The organism is Paenibacillus sp. NEAU-GSW1, from assembly GCF_009737085.1.
Taxonomy (GTDB): Bacteria; Bacillota; Bacilli; order Paenibacillales; family Paenibacillaceae; genus Pristimantibacillus.
Genome location: NZ_WOVL01000018.1, coordinates 41537 through 57547 on the forward strand (window position 1 = coordinate 41537; position 16011 = coordinate 57547).

At 51.1% G+C, this 16011-nt stretch carries 15 protein-coding genes; 8 read left to right on the top strand and 7 right to left on the bottom strand.

Annotated features, from left to right (window positions below; genetic code table 11):
* Positions 1 to 534: 534 nt before the first annotated feature.
* Genes GOM71_RS15100 through cymR form a run of 4 tightly spaced genes read right to left on the bottom strand, consistent with a single transcriptional unit; the run spans position 535 to position 2901 of the window.
* Entirely contained in the window at positions 535 to 732 is a 198-nt protein-coding gene (locus GOM71_RS15100; RefSeq protein WP_042164616.1) for a hypothetical protein, read from the bottom strand.
* A 13-nt stretch (positions 733 to 745) separates the two neighbouring features.
* The gene (locus GOM71_RS25010; protein ID WP_367649622.1) at positions 746 to 1282 is read right to left on the bottom strand and encodes a PRC-barrel domain-containing protein; all 537 of its coding nucleotides are present in this window, start codon (positions 1280 to 1282) and stop codon (positions 746 to 748) included.
* A gap of 26 nt (positions 1283 to 1308) precedes the next feature.
* Complete coding sequence (locus GOM71_RS15110; protein ID WP_156282611.1) at positions 1309 to 2463, bottom strand: cysteine desulfurase family protein; 1155 nt, start codon at positions 2461 to 2463, stop codon at positions 1309 to 1311.
* 18 nt (positions 2464 to 2481) lie between these two features.
* Complete coding sequence (gene cymR, locus GOM71_RS15115; RefSeq protein ID WP_156282520.1) at positions 2482 to 2901, bottom strand: cysteine metabolism transcriptional regulator CymR; 420 nt, start codon at positions 2899 to 2901, stop codon at positions 2482 to 2484.
* A gap of 240 nt (positions 2902 to 3141) precedes the next feature.
* Here cymR and mnmA point away from each other — a divergent pair, with 240 nt between their 5' ends.
* Positions 3142 to 4290 (top strand): tRNA 2-thiouridine(34) synthase MnmA, encoded by a 1149-nt coding sequence (mnmA, locus tag GOM71_RS15120; RefSeq protein ID WP_156282522.1) that lies wholly within the window; start codon positions 3142 to 3144, stop codon positions 4288 to 4290.
* A 64-nt stretch (positions 4291 to 4354) separates the two neighbouring features.
* Here mnmA and GOM71_RS15125 read toward each other — a convergent pair whose 3' ends face one another.
* The gene (locus GOM71_RS15125; protein ID WP_156282524.1) at positions 4355 to 5722 is read right to left on the bottom strand and encodes a hemolysin family protein; all 1368 of its coding nucleotides are present in this window, start codon (positions 5720 to 5722) and stop codon (positions 4355 to 4357) included.
* A gap of 324 nt (positions 5723 to 6046) precedes the next feature.
* On the opposite strand from GOM71_RS15125, the gene GOM71_RS15130 reads away from it, so the two are divergent.
* Both GOM71_RS15130 and GOM71_RS15135 read left to right on the top strand, forming a co-directional pair.
* Positions 6047 to 6637 (top strand): copper resistance CopC family protein, encoded by a 591-nt coding sequence (locus GOM71_RS15130; protein WP_173275656.1) that lies wholly within the window; start codon positions 6047 to 6049, stop codon positions 6635 to 6637.
* On the top strand, positions 6634 to 7728 hold the full coding sequence (locus GOM71_RS15135; protein ID WP_156282528.1) for a copper resistance D family protein: 1095 nt from the start codon (positions 6634 to 6636) through the stop codon (positions 7726 to 7728). The genes GOM71_RS15130 and GOM71_RS15135 overlap by 4 nt, the downstream gene beginning before the upstream one ends.
* 112 nt (positions 7729 to 7840) lie before the next feature.
* Here GOM71_RS15135 and GOM71_RS15140 read toward each other — a convergent pair whose 3' ends face one another.
* On the bottom strand, positions 7841 to 8839 hold the full coding sequence (locus tag GOM71_RS15140) for an ABC transporter substrate-binding protein (RefSeq protein ID WP_156282613.1): 999 nt from the start codon (positions 8837 to 8839) through the stop codon (positions 7841 to 7843).
* 171 nt (positions 8840 to 9010) lie between these two features.
* Between GOM71_RS15140 and GOM71_RS15145 the strand changes: the two genes are divergently transcribed.
* Genes GOM71_RS15145 through GOM71_RS15155 form a run of 3 tightly spaced genes read left to right on the top strand, consistent with a single transcriptional unit; the run spans position 9011 to position 11877 of the window.
* Complete coding sequence (locus GOM71_RS15145; RefSeq protein ID WP_483311047.1) at positions 9011 to 10003, top strand: FecCD family ABC transporter permease; 993 nt, start codon at positions 9011 to 9013, stop codon at positions 10001 to 10003.
* Positions 10000 to 11037 carry a FecCD family ABC transporter permease gene (locus GOM71_RS15150; protein ID WP_156282530.1) on the top strand — a complete coding sequence of 346 codons (1038 nt, stop codon included), beginning with the start codon at positions 10000 to 10002 and terminating at the stop codon, positions 11035 to 11037. Before GOM71_RS15145 ends, GOM71_RS15150 begins: the two co-directional genes overlap by 4 nt.
* A gap of 45 nt (positions 11038 to 11082) precedes the next feature.
* Positions 11083 to 11877 (top strand): ABC transporter ATP-binding protein, encoded by a 795-nt coding sequence (locus GOM71_RS15155; protein ID WP_156282532.1) that lies wholly within the window; start codon positions 11083 to 11085, stop codon positions 11875 to 11877.
* Between the two features lie 345 nt (positions 11878 to 12222).
* Here the strand turns inward: GOM71_RS15155 and GOM71_RS15160 are convergent, their stop codons facing one another.
* Positions 12223 to 13536 carry a replication-associated recombination protein A gene (locus GOM71_RS15160; RefSeq protein WP_367649623.1) on the bottom strand — a complete coding sequence of 438 codons (1314 nt, stop codon included), beginning with the start codon at positions 13534 to 13536 and terminating at the stop codon, positions 12223 to 12225.
* 299 nt (positions 13537 to 13835) lie between these two features.
* On the opposite strand from GOM71_RS15160, the gene GOM71_RS15165 reads away from it, so the two are divergent.
* Together GOM71_RS15165 and GOM71_RS15170 are read left to right on the top strand one after the other, a co-directional pair.
* Positions 13836 to 14399 carry a hypothetical protein gene (locus tag GOM71_RS15165; protein WP_156282534.1) on the top strand — a complete coding sequence of 188 codons (564 nt, stop codon included), beginning with the start codon at positions 13836 to 13838 and terminating at the stop codon, positions 14397 to 14399.
* 60 nt (positions 14400 to 14459) lie between these two features.
* Positions 14460 to 15950: a methyl-accepting chemotaxis protein gene (locus GOM71_RS15170; protein WP_156282536.1), complete on the top strand. Its 1491-nt coding sequence runs from the start codon at positions 14460 to 14462 to the stop codon at positions 15948 to 15950.
* Positions 15951 to 16011 lie beyond the last annotated feature (61 nt).

Below are 16011 nucleotides of genomic sequence, written 5' to 3' on the forward strand. Positions count from 1 at the left end.
AATCTTCGAAAAGTCATCATGATCTCGAATCGCTCAGTGCGGCGGCGACGGGTTTAAGTTCAGTCTTGGACTTACAGCTTCGGTACACTACAAGTGCAGAGTTACTTTTTGCTCTGTTAGGCCGAATTTGGCCTTACGGTAGGTGAGAACTGCAGCCGCAGCGGGTTTAAGTTCAGTTTTGGCTTTACAGCTTCGGTACACTATAAGTGCGAGTTATTTTTTGCTCTGTAAGGCCGAATTTGGCCTTACGGTAGGTGAGAACTGCAGGCGCGGCGGGTTTAAGTTCAGTTTTGGCTTTACTGCTTCGGTACACTATAAGTGCAGAGTTACTTTTTGCTCTGTAAGGCCGAATTTGGCCTTACGGTAGGTGAGAACTGCAGCCGCAGCGGGTTTAAGTTCAGTTTTGGCTTTACAGCTTCGGTACACTATAAGTGCAGAGTTTCTTTTTGCTCTGTAATGCCAAATATGGCCTTACGGGAGGCGGGGACCCCGACGAAAAGAAAAAAAACGCTCCCGGCCGGGAGCGCTTAATCGTTAGTTAGCGTGGATTTGCGGCATTTCCTCTTCGAAGAACAGATCGTCGAGCGAGCTAAGCGTGCCGTCCTCTTCCACTTGGTAGACCGACATTTTCTCGCCGTTCACTGTCAGTTCAATGAAGCAGCCCCAGCAATAAAACTGATGGGAACCGATCTTTCCAATATCTTTCGAATTGCAGTTGGGACATCTCATCATCTTTCATTTCTCCCTATTCAATTGAATTGGAAGCAGCGACAGGCTCCAATTCCGTTTCGCTGACAGCAGGAACGATAATCGCGTCTTCCCCGAGCAGCACGGCGTCCGAATCGTCCGGCGCCCTAAGCCATTTGCGCCCCTCCATCAAATCCGATATAAAACCGTCCGTTAGCTCATAGCCTATTATTTGTGTACCCTGAAAAGGGTAAAAATAAACATCTGACAATCTTCCAAGCTGAACGCCTTGTACAGTAACGACGGGCAAATCTTTCAGCTTCACCGTTCCGCTGTTAAACGATCGCAAAATTTCACTCGCCTTAACCGAGACGACCGCATCTTCGCCTGAGATAAGCACCGCATCTTCGCCGCAGGTCAATACGTCAGACCATTTCACAAGTATGACTGACGTTGCGAACCGCTTTGCATTTGCAAGCACGAGTCCAAGCAGCTTCCAGTGCTCATCGAACCAAGCATCCTTTACTGTGCCGACGTGCTTGCCGGAATGGATGACGATGACCGGGAGCCCGATTAATTGCTGAAGTTTAATCACGATGCTGTTGGAGGCCTCCTAAACGATTAAGTACGCGCGCGCGCCGCAATTTTGCCGACGATTTGCGCAGCGTCTTCCAGATCCTCCATAGTATTCCCCAATCCGAAGCTAAAACGTACAGCCGAATTCAGTCTGTCTTCCGGCAATCCCATTGCGCGCAGCACATGGGAACGTTCCAGCGCGCCGGATGTGCAAGCCGATCCGCTGGATGCCGCTATACCGGCGATATCCAGATTCATCAGCATCGTTTCCGTATCAATTCCGATAAAGCTAATATTGACAATGTGCGGCAAACGACTCTCCGCATCTTCGTGACCGTTTATAACGATCGGTATATGAGGCATTGCTTCTTGCAGCCGTTCTACCCATTCCCTACGAAGCTTGTCCAAAAAAAGTTTCTTCTCTTCGCGATTGTTCACACAAATGTCAACAGCTTTAGCGAAACCGACAATGCCGGCAACGTTCTCAGTCCCGGCTCTTCGCTTCCGTTCCTGCGATCCGCCGTGCGCAACCGGTTCAAACGGCGTGCCGTTCGCGATATAAAGCGCGCCTACGCCCTGCGGCCCGTTGATTTTGTGAGCCGAAAAGCTCATTAAATCGACAGGCAGCTGGTGAAGGCGATATTCATACAAACCAAACGATTGTACGGCGTCAACATGGAACGTAACGCCGCTTGCTTTAGCCAATTCTCCAATCTCTTCGATCGGATTTAACGTACCAACCTCGTTATTGCCATGCATAATCGTAATTAATCCGGTTTCGGGTGTAATCGCTGCTCGAACGTCATCTGCCGATACCCTACCAGACTTATCCACTGGAAGGTAAGTGACAGTAAAGCCTTCTCGGGCTAAACGCTCGCATGTATGCAACACGGCGTGATGTTCTGCCATCGATGTAATGATATGGGACTTGCCGCTCTGTTTCATTGCGGCTGCCGTCCCGATAATCGCGGCGTTGTCGCTTTCTGTACCGCCGGACGTAAATACGAGCTCGGCCGGGCGGCAGCCGACAGCGGCCGCGATCAAATCCCGCGCCGCGCTGACCTGCCCTTTCGCTGCCCTGCCAAACGCATGCATGCTCGAAGGATTGCCGCCGCTGCCTTGCATGACCGCAAGCATCGCTTGCGCGACCTCGGGATGCATCGGCGTCGTAGCGGCATGATCAAAATAATAGCTTTTCATCATACAAACGATCCTCTATTAAATGTAGAACATATAGTTGTCAATTTTTCCCGCGTCTTGGAACGTAACAAGATCAGCCAGCGTTGTCGAATCGAGCACCTCAGCGATGGCGTCGCGAATGCGCAGCCAAAGATCGCGTTTCGCCGGATCATCTTCCTCGGTGAAATCGACTGGAGAGATCGGCCCTTCCAAAATACGAATAATATCGCCGGCCGTAATCGTCTCCGGTTCTTTCGATAAAATATAGCCGCCGTATGCGCCGCGAATGCTTTTAACGAGACCGGCATTGCGAAGAGGTGCAACCAATTGCTCCAAATAATGCTCTGAAAGCTGATTGCGCTCGGCAATGCTCTTGAGCGAAATCGGGCCTTCTCCAAATTTAGCCGCAAGCTCCATCATAATCGTTAGACCATAGCGGCCTTTCGTCGAAATTTTCATAGTATCGGCACCTCACTTTTATTATTGCGAGCTTATGTGAATTGTTTCCCTTGATCGTATCTGTATAAATCATGGTATTCCCATAACACATCTATGTTAACATATCTTGAGATGAACTTGCGAGAAAAGGTTTGGCTTCCTATGAAAAAGTTTTTCTTCTGTGTTACAATAATACGAAGCTTGTAGCGTTATTTGGACGCAAATTGGCAAGGCGGCATGGAAAGGCGGTGCAATATAGATATGGAAAAACCAATCGAACAAACGAGAGTCGTAGTCGGCATGTCCGGCGGCGTTGACTCTTCCGTAACTGCGCTGCTGTTAAAGCAGCAAGGCTATGAAGTCATCGGCATTTTCATGAAAAACTGGGACGACACCGACGAATTCGGCCATTGTACGGCGGAAGAGGACGCCGAGGACGTTCGACGCGTGTGCGATCAAATCGGCATTCCGTATTATACGGTTAATTTCGAAAAGCAATATTTCGATAAAGTGTTCACTTACTTTCTCGATGAATATAAACGCGGCCGTACGCCGAACCCTGACGTCATGTGCAACCGTGAGATCAAATTCGGCGATTTTCTGCAAAAAGCGAATGAGCTTGGCGCCGACTACCTGGCAACCGGCCATTATGCCCGCGTTGAACGGACCGCGGACGGCGAAACAAAGCTGCTTCGCGGCGTCGACGGCAATAAGGATCAGACTTATTTCCTGAGCGCCCTTAATCAGCGCCAGCTGGCCAAAGCGATGTTCCCGATCGGACATTTGCCTAAACCGGAGGTTCGGCGCATTGCCGAGGAAGCCGGTCTGTATACGGCGAAGAAAAAAGACAGCACCGGCGTTTGTTTTATCGGCGAACGCAATTTCAAGCAATTTCTCGGTTCCTATTTGCCGGCTCAGCCTGGCGATATGATCGACATTCGGAGCGGCGAGAAAAAAGGCCGTCACGACGGGCTGATGTACTACACCCTTGGCCAGCGCCAAGGACTAGGGATCGGCGGATCGGGCAACGGCGAGCCTTGGTTCGTAGCTGACAAAGACTTGAAGAACAACATCTTGTACGTCATCCAGGGCGAAAACCATGCGAGCCTCTACTCGACCGGATTATCAGCGAGCGGCTTCAACTGGATTGCTTCAGTCAAGCAGGCGGGCGAATTACGCTGCACAGCGAAATTCCGTTACCGTCAGCCGGATCAAGGAGTAACGGTTACGTTCGGTGATAACGGTGAAGCCGAAATTGTTTTCGACAAACCGCAAAAAGCGGTAACGCCGGGACAAGCGGTCGTCCTTTATGACGGCGATGTATGCCTCGGCGGCGGCACGATCGACAAGGTGCACAAAATCGATCCGGCAGTCTATGAGCAGCAGCAACAAGCGCTTCAAGCGCAATAAGCAGAAACCGAAAAGCTGACCGATACGCGTATGTAAGAAACGCGTGACGGTCAGCTTTTTTTCGTTAGCCGTAGTGTTGGCCATCCTCCTCCTCGAGCGGCAGAACAGCAGTTATTTTCACTGTGATCCGGGATATGCGAAAATGATCGGTCTCCTCGATGACAAACGCGACGCCTTTTCCGCAGGCTACTTCTTGATCCCGCTTCGGGGGGATGTCGGTCTTTGAGTAAATCCAGCCCCCGATCGTGTCGTAATCGTCCGTTTCGATATCGAGACCGAAATAACTGTTTACTTCCTCAATGAGCATCAAGCCGCTGATCGAATAGGATGAGTCGTCCCGCTTCTCGATTTCCGGACGCTCCTCGTCGAATTCATCCTGAATTTCGCCAACGATTTCCTCCATAATATCCTCCAGCGTCACTAGCCCCGACGTGCCGCCGTACTCGTCGATCAGAATGGCGATTTGCGATTTGCGCTTCTGCATCAGCTTAAGTAAAATGCTAATTTGGATCGATTCCGGAACGGACATGACCGGACGCGTTATTTGACGGATGTCGGTCAAGCTTTGGCCCGTATCCTTCAGTAAATCTTTTATATGAATAAAACCGATTATATTGTCCTTATCGTTATCGCATACCGGATAGCGGGTCCGCATCTGCCCCAGCGCTATCGTCCGATTCTCCTCTATAGAAAGCTTCATATACAGACAAATCATTTCAGTGCGGGGAATCATAATTTCGCGAGCGCTCGTTTCGGCAAAATCAAAGATGTTGTCGACAAGCGTCAGCTCCGTATTGTCGATCAACCCGCTCTTATGGCTCTCCTTCATTAAAACGCGGATTTCTTCTTCCGTATGGGCCGATGCATGCTCCGATGTCGGCTCCATGCCGAGCCGTTTCAACAGCCATCCCGCAAGCCCGTTTAATACCCATATAAACGGGTACATCAGCTTGTGAAAATAGATAAGCGGAAATGCCGTCAAGAGCGTTATTTTCTCCGCTTTGCGAATCGCTATCGTTTTCGGCGCAAGCTCGCCAAGCACGATATGCAGTACGGTTATAAACAAAAATGCGATTATAAAGGAAACGGAATGAACAATCACCGCATTTCCAAACCCGAGCGCGAGAAACCACGGCTCGATTACCTCCTTGATCGCCGGCTCGCCAATCCAGCCAAGTCCAAGCGATGCAAGCGTGATGCCAAGCTGGCATGCGGATAAATAAGCGTCGAGATTCGTCGTCAGGTGAACGGCGAGCTTAGCTCGGGAATGCCCCTCCGAGGCAAGCGTGTCAATTCGGCTTCCGCGAACCTTGACCATCGCAAACTCCGCCGCAACAAAAAAAGCGTTCATGAAAACCAACAGGAAGATAAGCGCCAACTGCCACAGAATCGGTAAAGGGTCGCTCAACGCATCCCTGCCCGCCCGGGTCATATCTGCTGCCGGACGGCAGGCGCACCTCCTTTAATTGCCAAAGTTGCTGCTTACCTAGTTATTTTACAGTAGTGGAATCCAAGCTTTGCCGTCAAATAAAGAAAAAAGCGGTTTAGACTTATACAGCAACGGTAATTCAGTTTATTCGACCAGCATGACGCATTATTCGGCGAATGCTTGCAAAAGCTTTATTTTCTGCCGATTAGTTAAAATAATGTTCATAAAGCCGCTAACAATTGACTCATTTTTAACGTTCGCTCGTTTGCCCAATCTGTTATAATGCAATCAACTTTAGATTTTAAAGCAATCAGGAGGTTTATCGAAATGAAATGGACGAGAATCATAGTGCTAATCGTTGCCGCGCTCTGGCTCATTCCAGGGGCTGCATTTGCTCACTCGGTGCTGGAAAGCTCGGTACCGGCTAAAGGAGAAAAAGTTACCGTCTCCCCGACCGAAATAGCTATGGCCTTTAACACTGAAATCGAGAGCTTGAGCAAATTCAAGCTCACTAACGAAAGCGGCGAAGAGATCGACGTAAGCGATTCATCCGCCGAAGGGAACGAAATGAGCGGGAAAATAGCAGTTCCTCTCGCGAACGGCAGCTATACCGTGAAATGGACAATAATCGGAGCTGACGGTCATACGGTATCCGGCGATTATTCGTTTACCGTAGAAGCTGAAGAAGCGGCAGCAACGGAATCGCCTGCTGCGGAATCCGCTTCGCCAACCGTTGAAGCAAGCGAAGCTCCATCTGAGCAGCAGACGGAACCGGAAGCTCCGGCTCCGTCTGCTGATGCAGGTAACAAAACTTCGCAATCAGCGATGAGCTTTACTCCTATATTGGTCGTTGCGGTTGTCATTGTCGTTATGGCAGCTGTCGCCGGCGTTCTCGTTTACCGGAGGAATAAAAAATGATCTATGCCAGCGAAGCGCTGCTTTATTTCTGTTTCGCGATCTTGATGGGCCACTTCATCCTTCGTTTGGTTCCGGCCGACAGACGGCCGGATATCGCCGTGCCGAATGGATTGCTGCTGGCATGCGCAATCGCTATACCGGTTTTATCGTATATGCCGATTCATCAATCCGCCGTTTTATTTGCCAAAGAGTTCGAAACCTCCTATGGCGAGATGGTGTTAAGCTATTTGCAAGACATTAAAGCCGGCAAAGCGTGGATCTGGACGGTACTCGCTTCGCTTGGCCTATCAGCGTTGCTCGCTCTTCCTTCATTCCGCAACGACAAACATATGCCGAAGGTCGGCCTTTTCATTACAGCGCTGCTGATCGTATGGCTCGGCTATGCGAGCCATGCTTCGACGCTCTACGGCACAAAGGGATTGCTCGTTCATACCGCCCATTTCATGGCCGTTTCGGTGTGGATCGGCATTCTGCTCGTCGTTAGCTGGTTCTCTCGCGGCGACGGCAATTGGGAGCGGATGCTTGTCTGGTTTTCACCGCTCGCCATCGGCTGCTTCCTGATTGCCCTATTGGCCGGACTTGCGCTCATGAGCTTCACGACGCCGGCGCCGGAATATATTGCCTCGTGGATGCTGCCTTACGGCCAAATGCTGCTTATTAAGCATTTGCTGCTGCTGCCGCTGCTGCTGTTCGCCTATACGAACGGCTTCGGTTATCGGGCGATGCTTCGGCAGAGCAGCGAATTTAATCTTGTTCCATGGCTAAAAGCCGAAAGCGCGGTCGCTTTGCTGCTGTTTGTCGTGACCGGGGCGCTTGGTCAGCAAACGCCGCCGCATACCGTTAGAGAAACGCTGCAAACGGTATCCCCTTCACCGCTGTTTACTTCGATTTTTCGCGGCAGCTTTAGCCCGGATTTGGCGCTTAAGCTCCAGCCGGGAATGGCCAGCATCTTGCTGATTGCCGCCGCACTTGTTATGCTATACGGATTTATAAGCATGTACCGCAGCAACCGGCTGCTAGTCGCCTCTCTTATGGGACTGCTTGCATCTGTATTCGGTTATTTCGCTCTCATGTTCGGCTTAACCGCCTGACGAGCGTAAGCGGCTTCCGCCGTCCTTGGCGGCATAAACAATCGTTTCGCGGCGATAGATAAAGGGGTTGTCCGCCATGGCTCAAAGCCTTGCGGACAACCCCTTTATCTCGTTATTTGGTCAGTTTGATTTCATAAAATTCAGCCAGCTCGTCAAGCATCAAGTTAGCTGCTTTAATGCCGCCAGCCGTATTCCAAATGGCGTCATTGACTCGGTAAGCGCGGCCTTCTTTTACAGCGCTAAGCCCTTGCCATAACGGGTCGTTCGTCCATTCTTTTTCCTGCTCATCGCCTTTTCCGTCACCAGTCTCGTAAGTGAAGTAGAAGATACGATGAGCATCGGCTTCAGGAAGACGCTCTTTCGTAATCTCATCGACGAAAGTATCCTTCGCGTTTAACGTCATTTCGTTGCGCGCAAGGCCAATTTGACTCGCAATGATGCCGGAGAAAGTATCGGTATGGTATACGCGGGTTTTGCCGCCCATGAAGCGAACGAACGATACCGTTTCCTTCAATTTATTGCCGGCTTGCGCTTTGAATTCTTCAATGCGAGCATCGAAATCAGCAATCAGCTTGTCGCCTTCCGCTGTCTTGCCAAGCGCTTCCGCGTACAGCTTGAAATTGTTCTTCCACTCTCCGCGGAGCGTTTCCGACACAACCGTCGGCGCGATTGCTTTCAATTGCTCGTAAATTTTTTCCTGACGCATTTTATTGGCAATAATAAGGTCCGGCTGCAGGCTGGCGATGAGCTCCAGATCCGGCTGGCTTTCTTCGCCAAGCACTTCTACGCCTTCCATCTCCGCTTCGATATGCGGATACCACGGGTTGCCCGTAAACGATTTAACTGCGCCGACCGGCTTCACGCCAAGCGCAAGCACTGCTTCCGTAGACTCGTTTGTTAATACGATTACACGCTTAGGCGTTCCTTTAATTTCCGTCTCGCCCATCGCATGCTTCACAATGCGCGTATCATTGGCCGCTTGCTCGGTTTCTTCTGCGCCTGCATTGCTGCTGTTATTCGCGGTATTATTTTTTGCGCCGCAGCCGGTCGCAACGATCGCGAGCACGACAGCGCAAATGATTAGGCTGATCCAGTTGTTTTTCTTCTTCATCATCAAAATCTCCTCTAGTTGATTATTATTCTCACTCGAACAACTATAAAGAGTACGCCGGCAGAAGTCAATGAAAATTTTGAGAACGATTCTCATGATCGTTGACATCAGCATTCCGTTCATCTAAACTTCTACTATACTTCATGAATGACAACAAGGAGCAGGCAGCATATGCAATTGCGAGTTATAGGAATCATTCTGACTATACTGCTATTAGGGGCAGCTATGATCGCCAGCATTGTATTTGGCGTAACCGATATACCGACTTCCACTATCATCGATTCGTTCATCCATTACGACTCCACATCCCAACAGCATCTTGTCATTCAAACGACAAGATTTCCGCGCGCGCTAATCGCTGCAGCAGTCGGCGCAAGTCTGGCTGTGGCCGGCGCAATTATGCAGGTTATTACCCGAAACCCGATTGCTTCTCCAAGCTTGTTCGGCGTCAACTCCGGCGCTTCCTTTATGGTCGTTATCGCCTCCGGCTGGTTAGGTTTTACCGGCATGCAGTCGCTTACCTTATTTGCGCTGGCCGGCGCCGCTGTCAGCGGAGCCATCGTATTCGTGCTGGGAAGCATCGGACGAGACGGCATGACCCCTGTCAAAATTACGCTGGCCGGCGCTTCGATCGCGGCCTTTTTCGCCTCGCTGACGCAAGGCTTCATGCTCTCCAGCGGTAAAATGTTCGACCAAGTGCTGATCTGGCTTGTAGGCTCCGTTGCTGGACGAAATATGGCCATGCTTCACGGAGTGCTTCCTTATATGGCAGCAGGCATGATTATCGCATTCGCGTTGTCCCGCCAGCTAAACGTCCTTGGCATGGGCGACGATATTGCCCGTACGCTCGGTCAGCGAACAGCGGCCGTCAAATGGCTGTCGTCGGCAGCCGTCATATTATTAGCAGGCGCATCGGTTGCCGTTGCCGGTCCGATCGCTTTTGTCGGCATCATCATTCCGCATATCGTCCGATTTGTAATCGGCAGCGATTATCGCTGGGTTATACCATACAGCGCCGTGCTTGGCGCTATCCTGCTTGTAGTCGCCGATATCGGCTCCCGTTACATCGCAATGCCGAAAGAAGTGCCGGTCGGCGTCATGACGGCTATCCTTGGCGTTCCCTTCTTCGTCTATATCGCTCGGAAAGGACGGCGGTCAGCATGAATAAATACAATTCCATTCGTACCCGAAAGCTTAGCTTTCTTGTAGAGAAAAAAACGGTTGCCGCGGCAACCGCCTTGCTCGTCCTTTGCACAGTTGCCGCTGTCCTTAGCACCGGCATCGGCAGCAAATTCGTCGCGCCGCTGGATGTAGTAAAGTCCATCTTCGGCTACGGCAATCCGATGCATGACGTTATTGTGCTTAAGCTTCGTTTGCCGCGTATCATCATTGCGCTTCTTGTCGGCGCCGCGCTTGCCTCGGCAGGCACTGTCCTGCAAGGACTTATTCGCAACCCGCTGGCATCGCCGGACGTTACGGGCATTACGGAAGGCGCGTCGCTTGGCGCCGTTCTATTCATTTTCTTTTTTAACGAAACGCTGTCGATTCATTGGATGCCTGTTGCCGCTATTATCGGGGCATTTGCCGTAACCTTTCTGCTCTATTTGCTCTCCTGGAAAAACGGCTCATCGGCGCTGCGCATGGTGCTGATCGGCACAGGTCTGTCCGCGGCATTCAAATCACTGTCGTATATGTTTCTAATATCCGGCCCGTTCTATCTGGCAAGCCGATCGCTCACGTTCATGACGGGAAGCATATATGGCGCCTCATGGGAAAAGGATGTGTATACGCTGCTGCCTTGGCTGCTCGTGCTGCTGCCGCTCACTTGGCTGATGGCACGGCATGTCAACGTAGGGGCGCTTGGCGATGAAGTTGCCGGAAGCGCCGGCGCGAACGTACAGCTCCACCGCTTGCTGCTGCTGCTGTTAAGCGTTGCATTGGCAGGCGCAGCGGTCGCTATTGGCGGAGCGATTGCCTTTGTTGGCTTGATGGCTCCGCATATCGCCCGAAAGCTCGTCGGCTCGTCCTTCGGCGGACTGCTGCCAGTCAGCGCTCTAATCGGCGGTCTAATCGTCCTGCTGTCCGACTTGGCGGCGCGGACACTGTTCTCGCCGCTGGACATTCCGGCTGGCGTTTTCACTGCCGTCATTGGCGCACCTTTCTTCCTATTCTTGTTATATCGCAATCGCAACCAATAGCTGTGAACATACCGTCAGATTTGACTTGCAGGAGGCTATAAAGCAATGAGCGTACTCGAAGCGAAGGAAATATCCCTTTCCTACGGGGGAAATTACATCTACGAAAACTTGAATATAACGATTCCCGAGGGCAAAGTAACCGTGTTGATCGGCAGCAACGGCTGCGGCAAATCGACGCTGCTCCGTTCGCTGGCGCGTTTGCTAAAGCCAACGCACGGCGAAATTACGCTGGATGGCCGCAATCTTGCGGCAATGCCGGCAAAGGCTGCTGCTAAGCAGCTCTCCTTGCTTCCGCAGGGACCGACTGCGCCCGAGGGCTTAACGGTGCTGCAGCTTGTGAAGCAGGGGCGTTATCCCTACCAAAGCTGGCTTCAGCAATGGTCCAAAGAGGATGAGGCTAGCGTGCTCGATGCTCTTCGGGCGACCGATATGGACGAGCTGGCTGAACGCTCCGTCGATTCCCTCTCCGGCGGCCAGCGGCAGCGGGCCTGGATCGCGATGACGCTGGCACAGCAGACTGGCATTATTTTGCTGGATGAACCGACGACATATTTGGATATGACGCATCAAATCGAAGTGCTCGACCTGCTGCAGGAGATGAACGAGCGTGAAGGCCGTACTATCGTTATGGTGCTGCATGACATTAATCTCGCATGCCGCTATGCGGATCATATCGTCGCCGTTAAAGACGGTGCGATCGCCGCGCAAGGCGCTCCAGGCGATATCGTCGATGCCGCTATGATCGAGTCCGTTTTTCGGCTTAAATGCGAGGTCATCGCCGACCCGCTTTACGGAACACCTCTCATCGTGCCGCATGGCAAACGAAAAAGAACGGTGTAGCATTATCCGCAGCGGCGCTCGTTTAAGTGCCAATACCTTATCTAAAGCCGTGACTTGGCGAAGCTGAATCGCAATTTTAAGAAACTTAATTCGTTGTTTGATTGTGCTTCCTGTCACATTTTAACGAACAGCGAAAAACTTTACGCTATCCGTGAACTTACTTGCGCTAATAGCGAATACAGCTTTCCTAATCGCTGCCTCCTACGCTCAGCTCCTCCTATCAGCGAAATTAGGTTCCTTATAAAGCGAAGCAGCTTCGCTAATCGTCCGGAATTAGGCGCGGACATACAAAGAGACAGCTCGGCATCGTGGCGATTTACACGATGCCGAGCTGTCTTTTTGCAATTATTTCTTACCGTTGGAGCGCAGCTGCTGATTATGGCTAATCTTGCCTTCCATCCCCTGCTCTGACGCTTTATAGAATGTCATGCCGCGCAACGGTTCCGGCAAATACTGCTGCTCGACATAATGACCGGGATAATCATGAGGGTACTTGTACCCTTCATGTCCGAGCTGCTGCGCCCCCTTATAATGGGTATCGCGCAAATGCAGCGGCACCTCGGCGCTGCCGAACCCTTCGATAGCTGCCGTTGCCTTAGCGATTGCGAGCGCCGTCGCATTCGATTTCGGACTTTCAACGGCGAACAGAATCGCCTGCGAAACGTTATATTTCGCCTCCGGCCAGCCGATTTTATGATAAGCGTCCATCGCCGTTACCGCCTGCACCATCGCTTGCGGATTGGCTAGCCCGATATCCTCGCTGCAAGCCACGATTAGTCTGCGGATAAACGTCATCGGATCCATGCCAAGCTTCTCGACCGCATACAGAAACCAGAACAACGCCGCATCGCTGGAGCCGCGAACGCTTTTGTGAAAGGCCGACAACACATCATATTGAGTCGACGGGTCAGCGCGCAGCGCCTTGTTCCGAATCGACTCCTGCGCAACCTCGATCGTAATGACGACTGTCCCGTCCGGCTCCGACGGCGTCGTTACGGCTGCCAGCTCCAGCGCGTTCAGCGCTCTCCTAATATCGCCGCCTGCCATTGCAGCCAAATGCGCCAACGCATTCTCCTCGACACGCAAGCTCATGAAGCCGAGTCCGCGATCCTTATCGGCCAGCGCCCGCTTCATCGCCGCCAGCGCATGCCGTTCGTCAAGCGGCTGCAATTGAAACAGCGTCGAACGCGACAGAAGCGCCCCGTTCACATGGTGAAACGGATTTTCCGTCGTTGCGCCAATAAAGATGATAATGCCCTGCTCTACTGCAGGAAGGAGCGCATCCTGGCGCGATGTATTGAAGCGATGCACCTCATCCAAAAAAAGAATCGTTTTTTTGCCATACAGCAATTTGTTGCTTCGCGCCCGGTCGATCACCTCGCGTACATCCTTTACGGAGGCGTCAACCGCGTTCAATTTGACAAAATCGCCAGCCGTGCGCTTTGAAATAATATGAGCAAGCGTCGTTTTTCCGCAGCCCGGAGGTCCGTAAAGCAAAATCGAAGAAACTTGATCGTTCTCGATCGCTCTTCTCAGCAGCTTGCCTGGACCGACGACATGCTCCTGTCCAATATATTCATCGAGCGTCTCCGGACGCATGCGATCCGCCAGCAGCCGTGCTCTTGGCGTTTCCTCTTCCTGATAGCTAAATAAGTCCACTCGGTCGTTCACCTACTTTATTCATTGCTTCGATCATAGCATATTCGCACACGTGTTCGCTAGAAGTCGATTTACCGAACGAATAAAGACCTACGACTTTTGAACTGTTTTTCTAATTCCTAGTAAAAAAGTTGGTTAAAGCTATTAATAATTTAGCACTAAGCTCCGATATAAAAATTGGAAATATATTCTTCTATATTTTGTTGCACCATCGAACGGCAATCGGCTTGACAATTGAGAGGGAACAATGAAAACGATCATCCGTAGACAGAGAGAGCGAGCAAAGGAGACCGGTTCGATTGTTCAAGAGAGTCGAAACGAAATGGGAGTTAACAATGTTCAACAGCATTTGGACGGCGGTGTGGAAGGAAAAAGGCTACGAGCTGGAATTCAGCGACAATGCGCTTGAGAGATACGTCGCAATCTCTCCCGAAGGGAAATATATCGGCACGTCCGAAATTAAACCCTACGAGCCCGGTGTCAGTCTGATCGACAACATTGCGCCATTCCGTCAACATCCGAAGGTCTCGGCTGATCCAGCACACGTGGCAGAAATCGACAAAATCGCAGTTATCAAGCAGTACAGGGGCCATCCGATAACGGACCTGCTCTCCTCCGCGGTCTATTGCGCGGAGAAATATCAATTCCGGTATTTTATATCATTGCTGGAGCCGGTTTTTTACCGGGCGTTGCGAATTACCTTTCACGTTCCGATGGAGAAGATCGGGGAAAAAACGTTTTACAAAGGCGACTACGTCATTCCGGTCTTGTTCGACATGGAACGCATGTATCGCAACAAAGAGCAGTATGAATGGCTATCCTATCCGGGTAGCGGCAATTGGCAGCCCGGCATCGCGTTTTAATACAAGCCGGTTCTGCAAGCAAAAGCAAAAACTAAATAGTCGGAAAGACAGGTCGATTACATGAACAATGAACTGACTGTACTGGATAAGAGAAATCGGTTGTTTGTTAAAATTTTATGGGGCTTGCTGGCTCTAGGCATCGTTGCCGATATCGGCGCAGGCTTAGGAATCAATATGATTCTGCTGCTTGCCGTTGCCGGTACAGTCAGTATCGGCATTGCTACCTTTATGACTTACAAAAAGCTGCTCAGCCCCTATATTAAATATTATGTAGCGGTTATCCTGACCGGGTTGACGACGATGCTTATCGTTTCCGATCCGAATCCGATCATAAGCACTTACTTCCTTGTATTCGTCAATATATCGGTCATGACGCTCTATGCCGACTACAGGCCGATTGTCTTTTCCGGTTTGCTGAGCATGGGGTTAAGCACGTACCTGTTCATGACACCCAAGTATCAGGAACTGCTTTTCCCGAATGATTCCTTAATTTATTTGTTCCTCTACATTATTTTTGTAACGATCGCCTTAGCCGCTTCGGCCAAATTCAGCCAGAAGCTGCAAGAAGAAGTGCTTGTGGAACGCAGCGACGCGCTTGAATCGAAGGAAACGGCCGAGCAGCTCGTAGATAAACTGAAATCTTCCATCCTCATTCTTGGCGAATTCAGCAGCGAGCAAAAAAACACAGCGCAATCAACAGGGCAGATTTCGCGTGAAGTAACGACGACCTTTGCCGAGATGTCCGCTTCGATCGAAAAACAAACCGGCATGGTGCTAAACGTCAGCGGATCGGCGCATACGATCGAAGACGCCGTATCGCATCTGCTTGAAGGCGCGATGCTGCTGCAGCAATATTCCGCCGATACAGCGATGCTGACTGAGAACGGCAACGAGCACGTTCAAACGCTGACGACCGAGGTTGAACACGTTCGGGCGATTATCGCGCAAACCGTTGAAATGATGAAGCTGCTCATTGAGCAAAACGAGAGAGTCAGCTCGATCGTCGGCTCCATCAGCGAAATTTCCGAGCAAACGAACCTGCTTTCGCTTAACGCAGCAATCGAAGCGGCGCGAGCAGGCGAGCACGGCCGCGGCTTCTCCGTCGTAGCCGGCGAAGTGCGCAAGCTGGCTGACAACGCAAGTGTCGCAGCCAACGAAATCAACGACATTCTCAGCTCGATCAATAAGCAAATCAGCGCTGTAAGCGAGCAAGTCAACCTCGGCGATCAAGCAGCCGATGTGAGCTACCATGCCGCCCAGCAAGTCGAACAAATCATCCGCAGCATCAATGGCAATACCGAGCAAGTCAAACGGCAATCCGATACGGTTGGCGTATCCTCCAAGCAGCTTCATGACCAGTATGCCGCAATCTCCTATGAGATGACGTCTATGGCAGCTACAACGGAACAAAATATGGCTTCGGTCGAGGAAGTTTGTGCAAGCATGGAAAATCAGGACGCCAAAATCAACTATCTCGTTAACGGCTATGCCAAGCTCGATACGCTGATCTCCGAACTCACGCAGCTTGTAGAGCGTAGAAACAAGAAATAACGGAACTTAAACAGCGTCTCTACAAAAAAGGCTGTTCCCTTCAAGTCCTTAACGGACTTTC

Coding starts and splice junctions, on each gene's coding strand:
- GOM71_RS15145 (WP_483311047.1), top strand. CDS start 9,011: ATGCAATTGCGAGTTATAGGAATCATTCTGACTATACTGCTATTAGGG.
- GOM71_RS15155 (WP_156282532.1), top strand. CDS start 11,083: ATGAGCGTACTCGAAGCGAAGGAAATATCCCTTTCCTACGGGGGAAAT.
- GOM71_RS15100 (WP_042164616.1), bottom strand. CDS start 732: ATGATGAGATGTCCCAACTGCAATTCGAAAGATATTGGAAAGATCGGT.
- GOM71_RS15125 (WP_156282524.1), bottom strand. CDS start 5,722: ATGACCCGGGCGGGCAGGGATGCGTTGAGCGACCCTTTACCGATTCTG.
- GOM71_RS15135 (WP_156282528.1), top strand. CDS start 6,634: ATGATCTATGCCAGCGAAGCGCTGCTTTATTTCTGTTTCGCGATCTTG.
- GOM71_RS15130 (WP_173275656.1), top strand. CDS start 6,047: ATGAAATGGACGAGAATCATAGTGCTAATCGTTGCCGCGCTCTGGCTC.
- GOM71_RS15150 (WP_156282530.1), top strand. CDS start 10,000: ATGAATAAATACAATTCCATTCGTACCCGAAAGCTTAGCTTTCTTGTA.
- mnmA (WP_156282522.1), top strand. CDS start 3,142: ATGGAAAAACCAATCGAACAAACGAGAGTCGTAGTCGGCATGTCCGGC.
- GOM71_RS15170 (WP_156282536.1), top strand. CDS start 14,460: ATGAACAATGAACTGACTGTACTGGATAAGAGAAATCGGTTGTTTGTT.
- GOM71_RS15110 (WP_156282611.1), bottom strand. CDS start 2,463: ATGAAAAGCTATTATTTTGATCATGCCGCTACGACGCCGATGCATCCC.
- GOM71_RS15140 (WP_156282613.1), bottom strand. CDS start 8,839: ATGAAGAAGAAAAACAACTGGATCAGCCTAATCATTTGCGCTGTCGTG.
- cymR (WP_156282520.1), bottom strand. CDS start 2,901: ATGAAAATTTCGACGAAAGGCCGCTATGGTCTAACGATTATGATGGAG.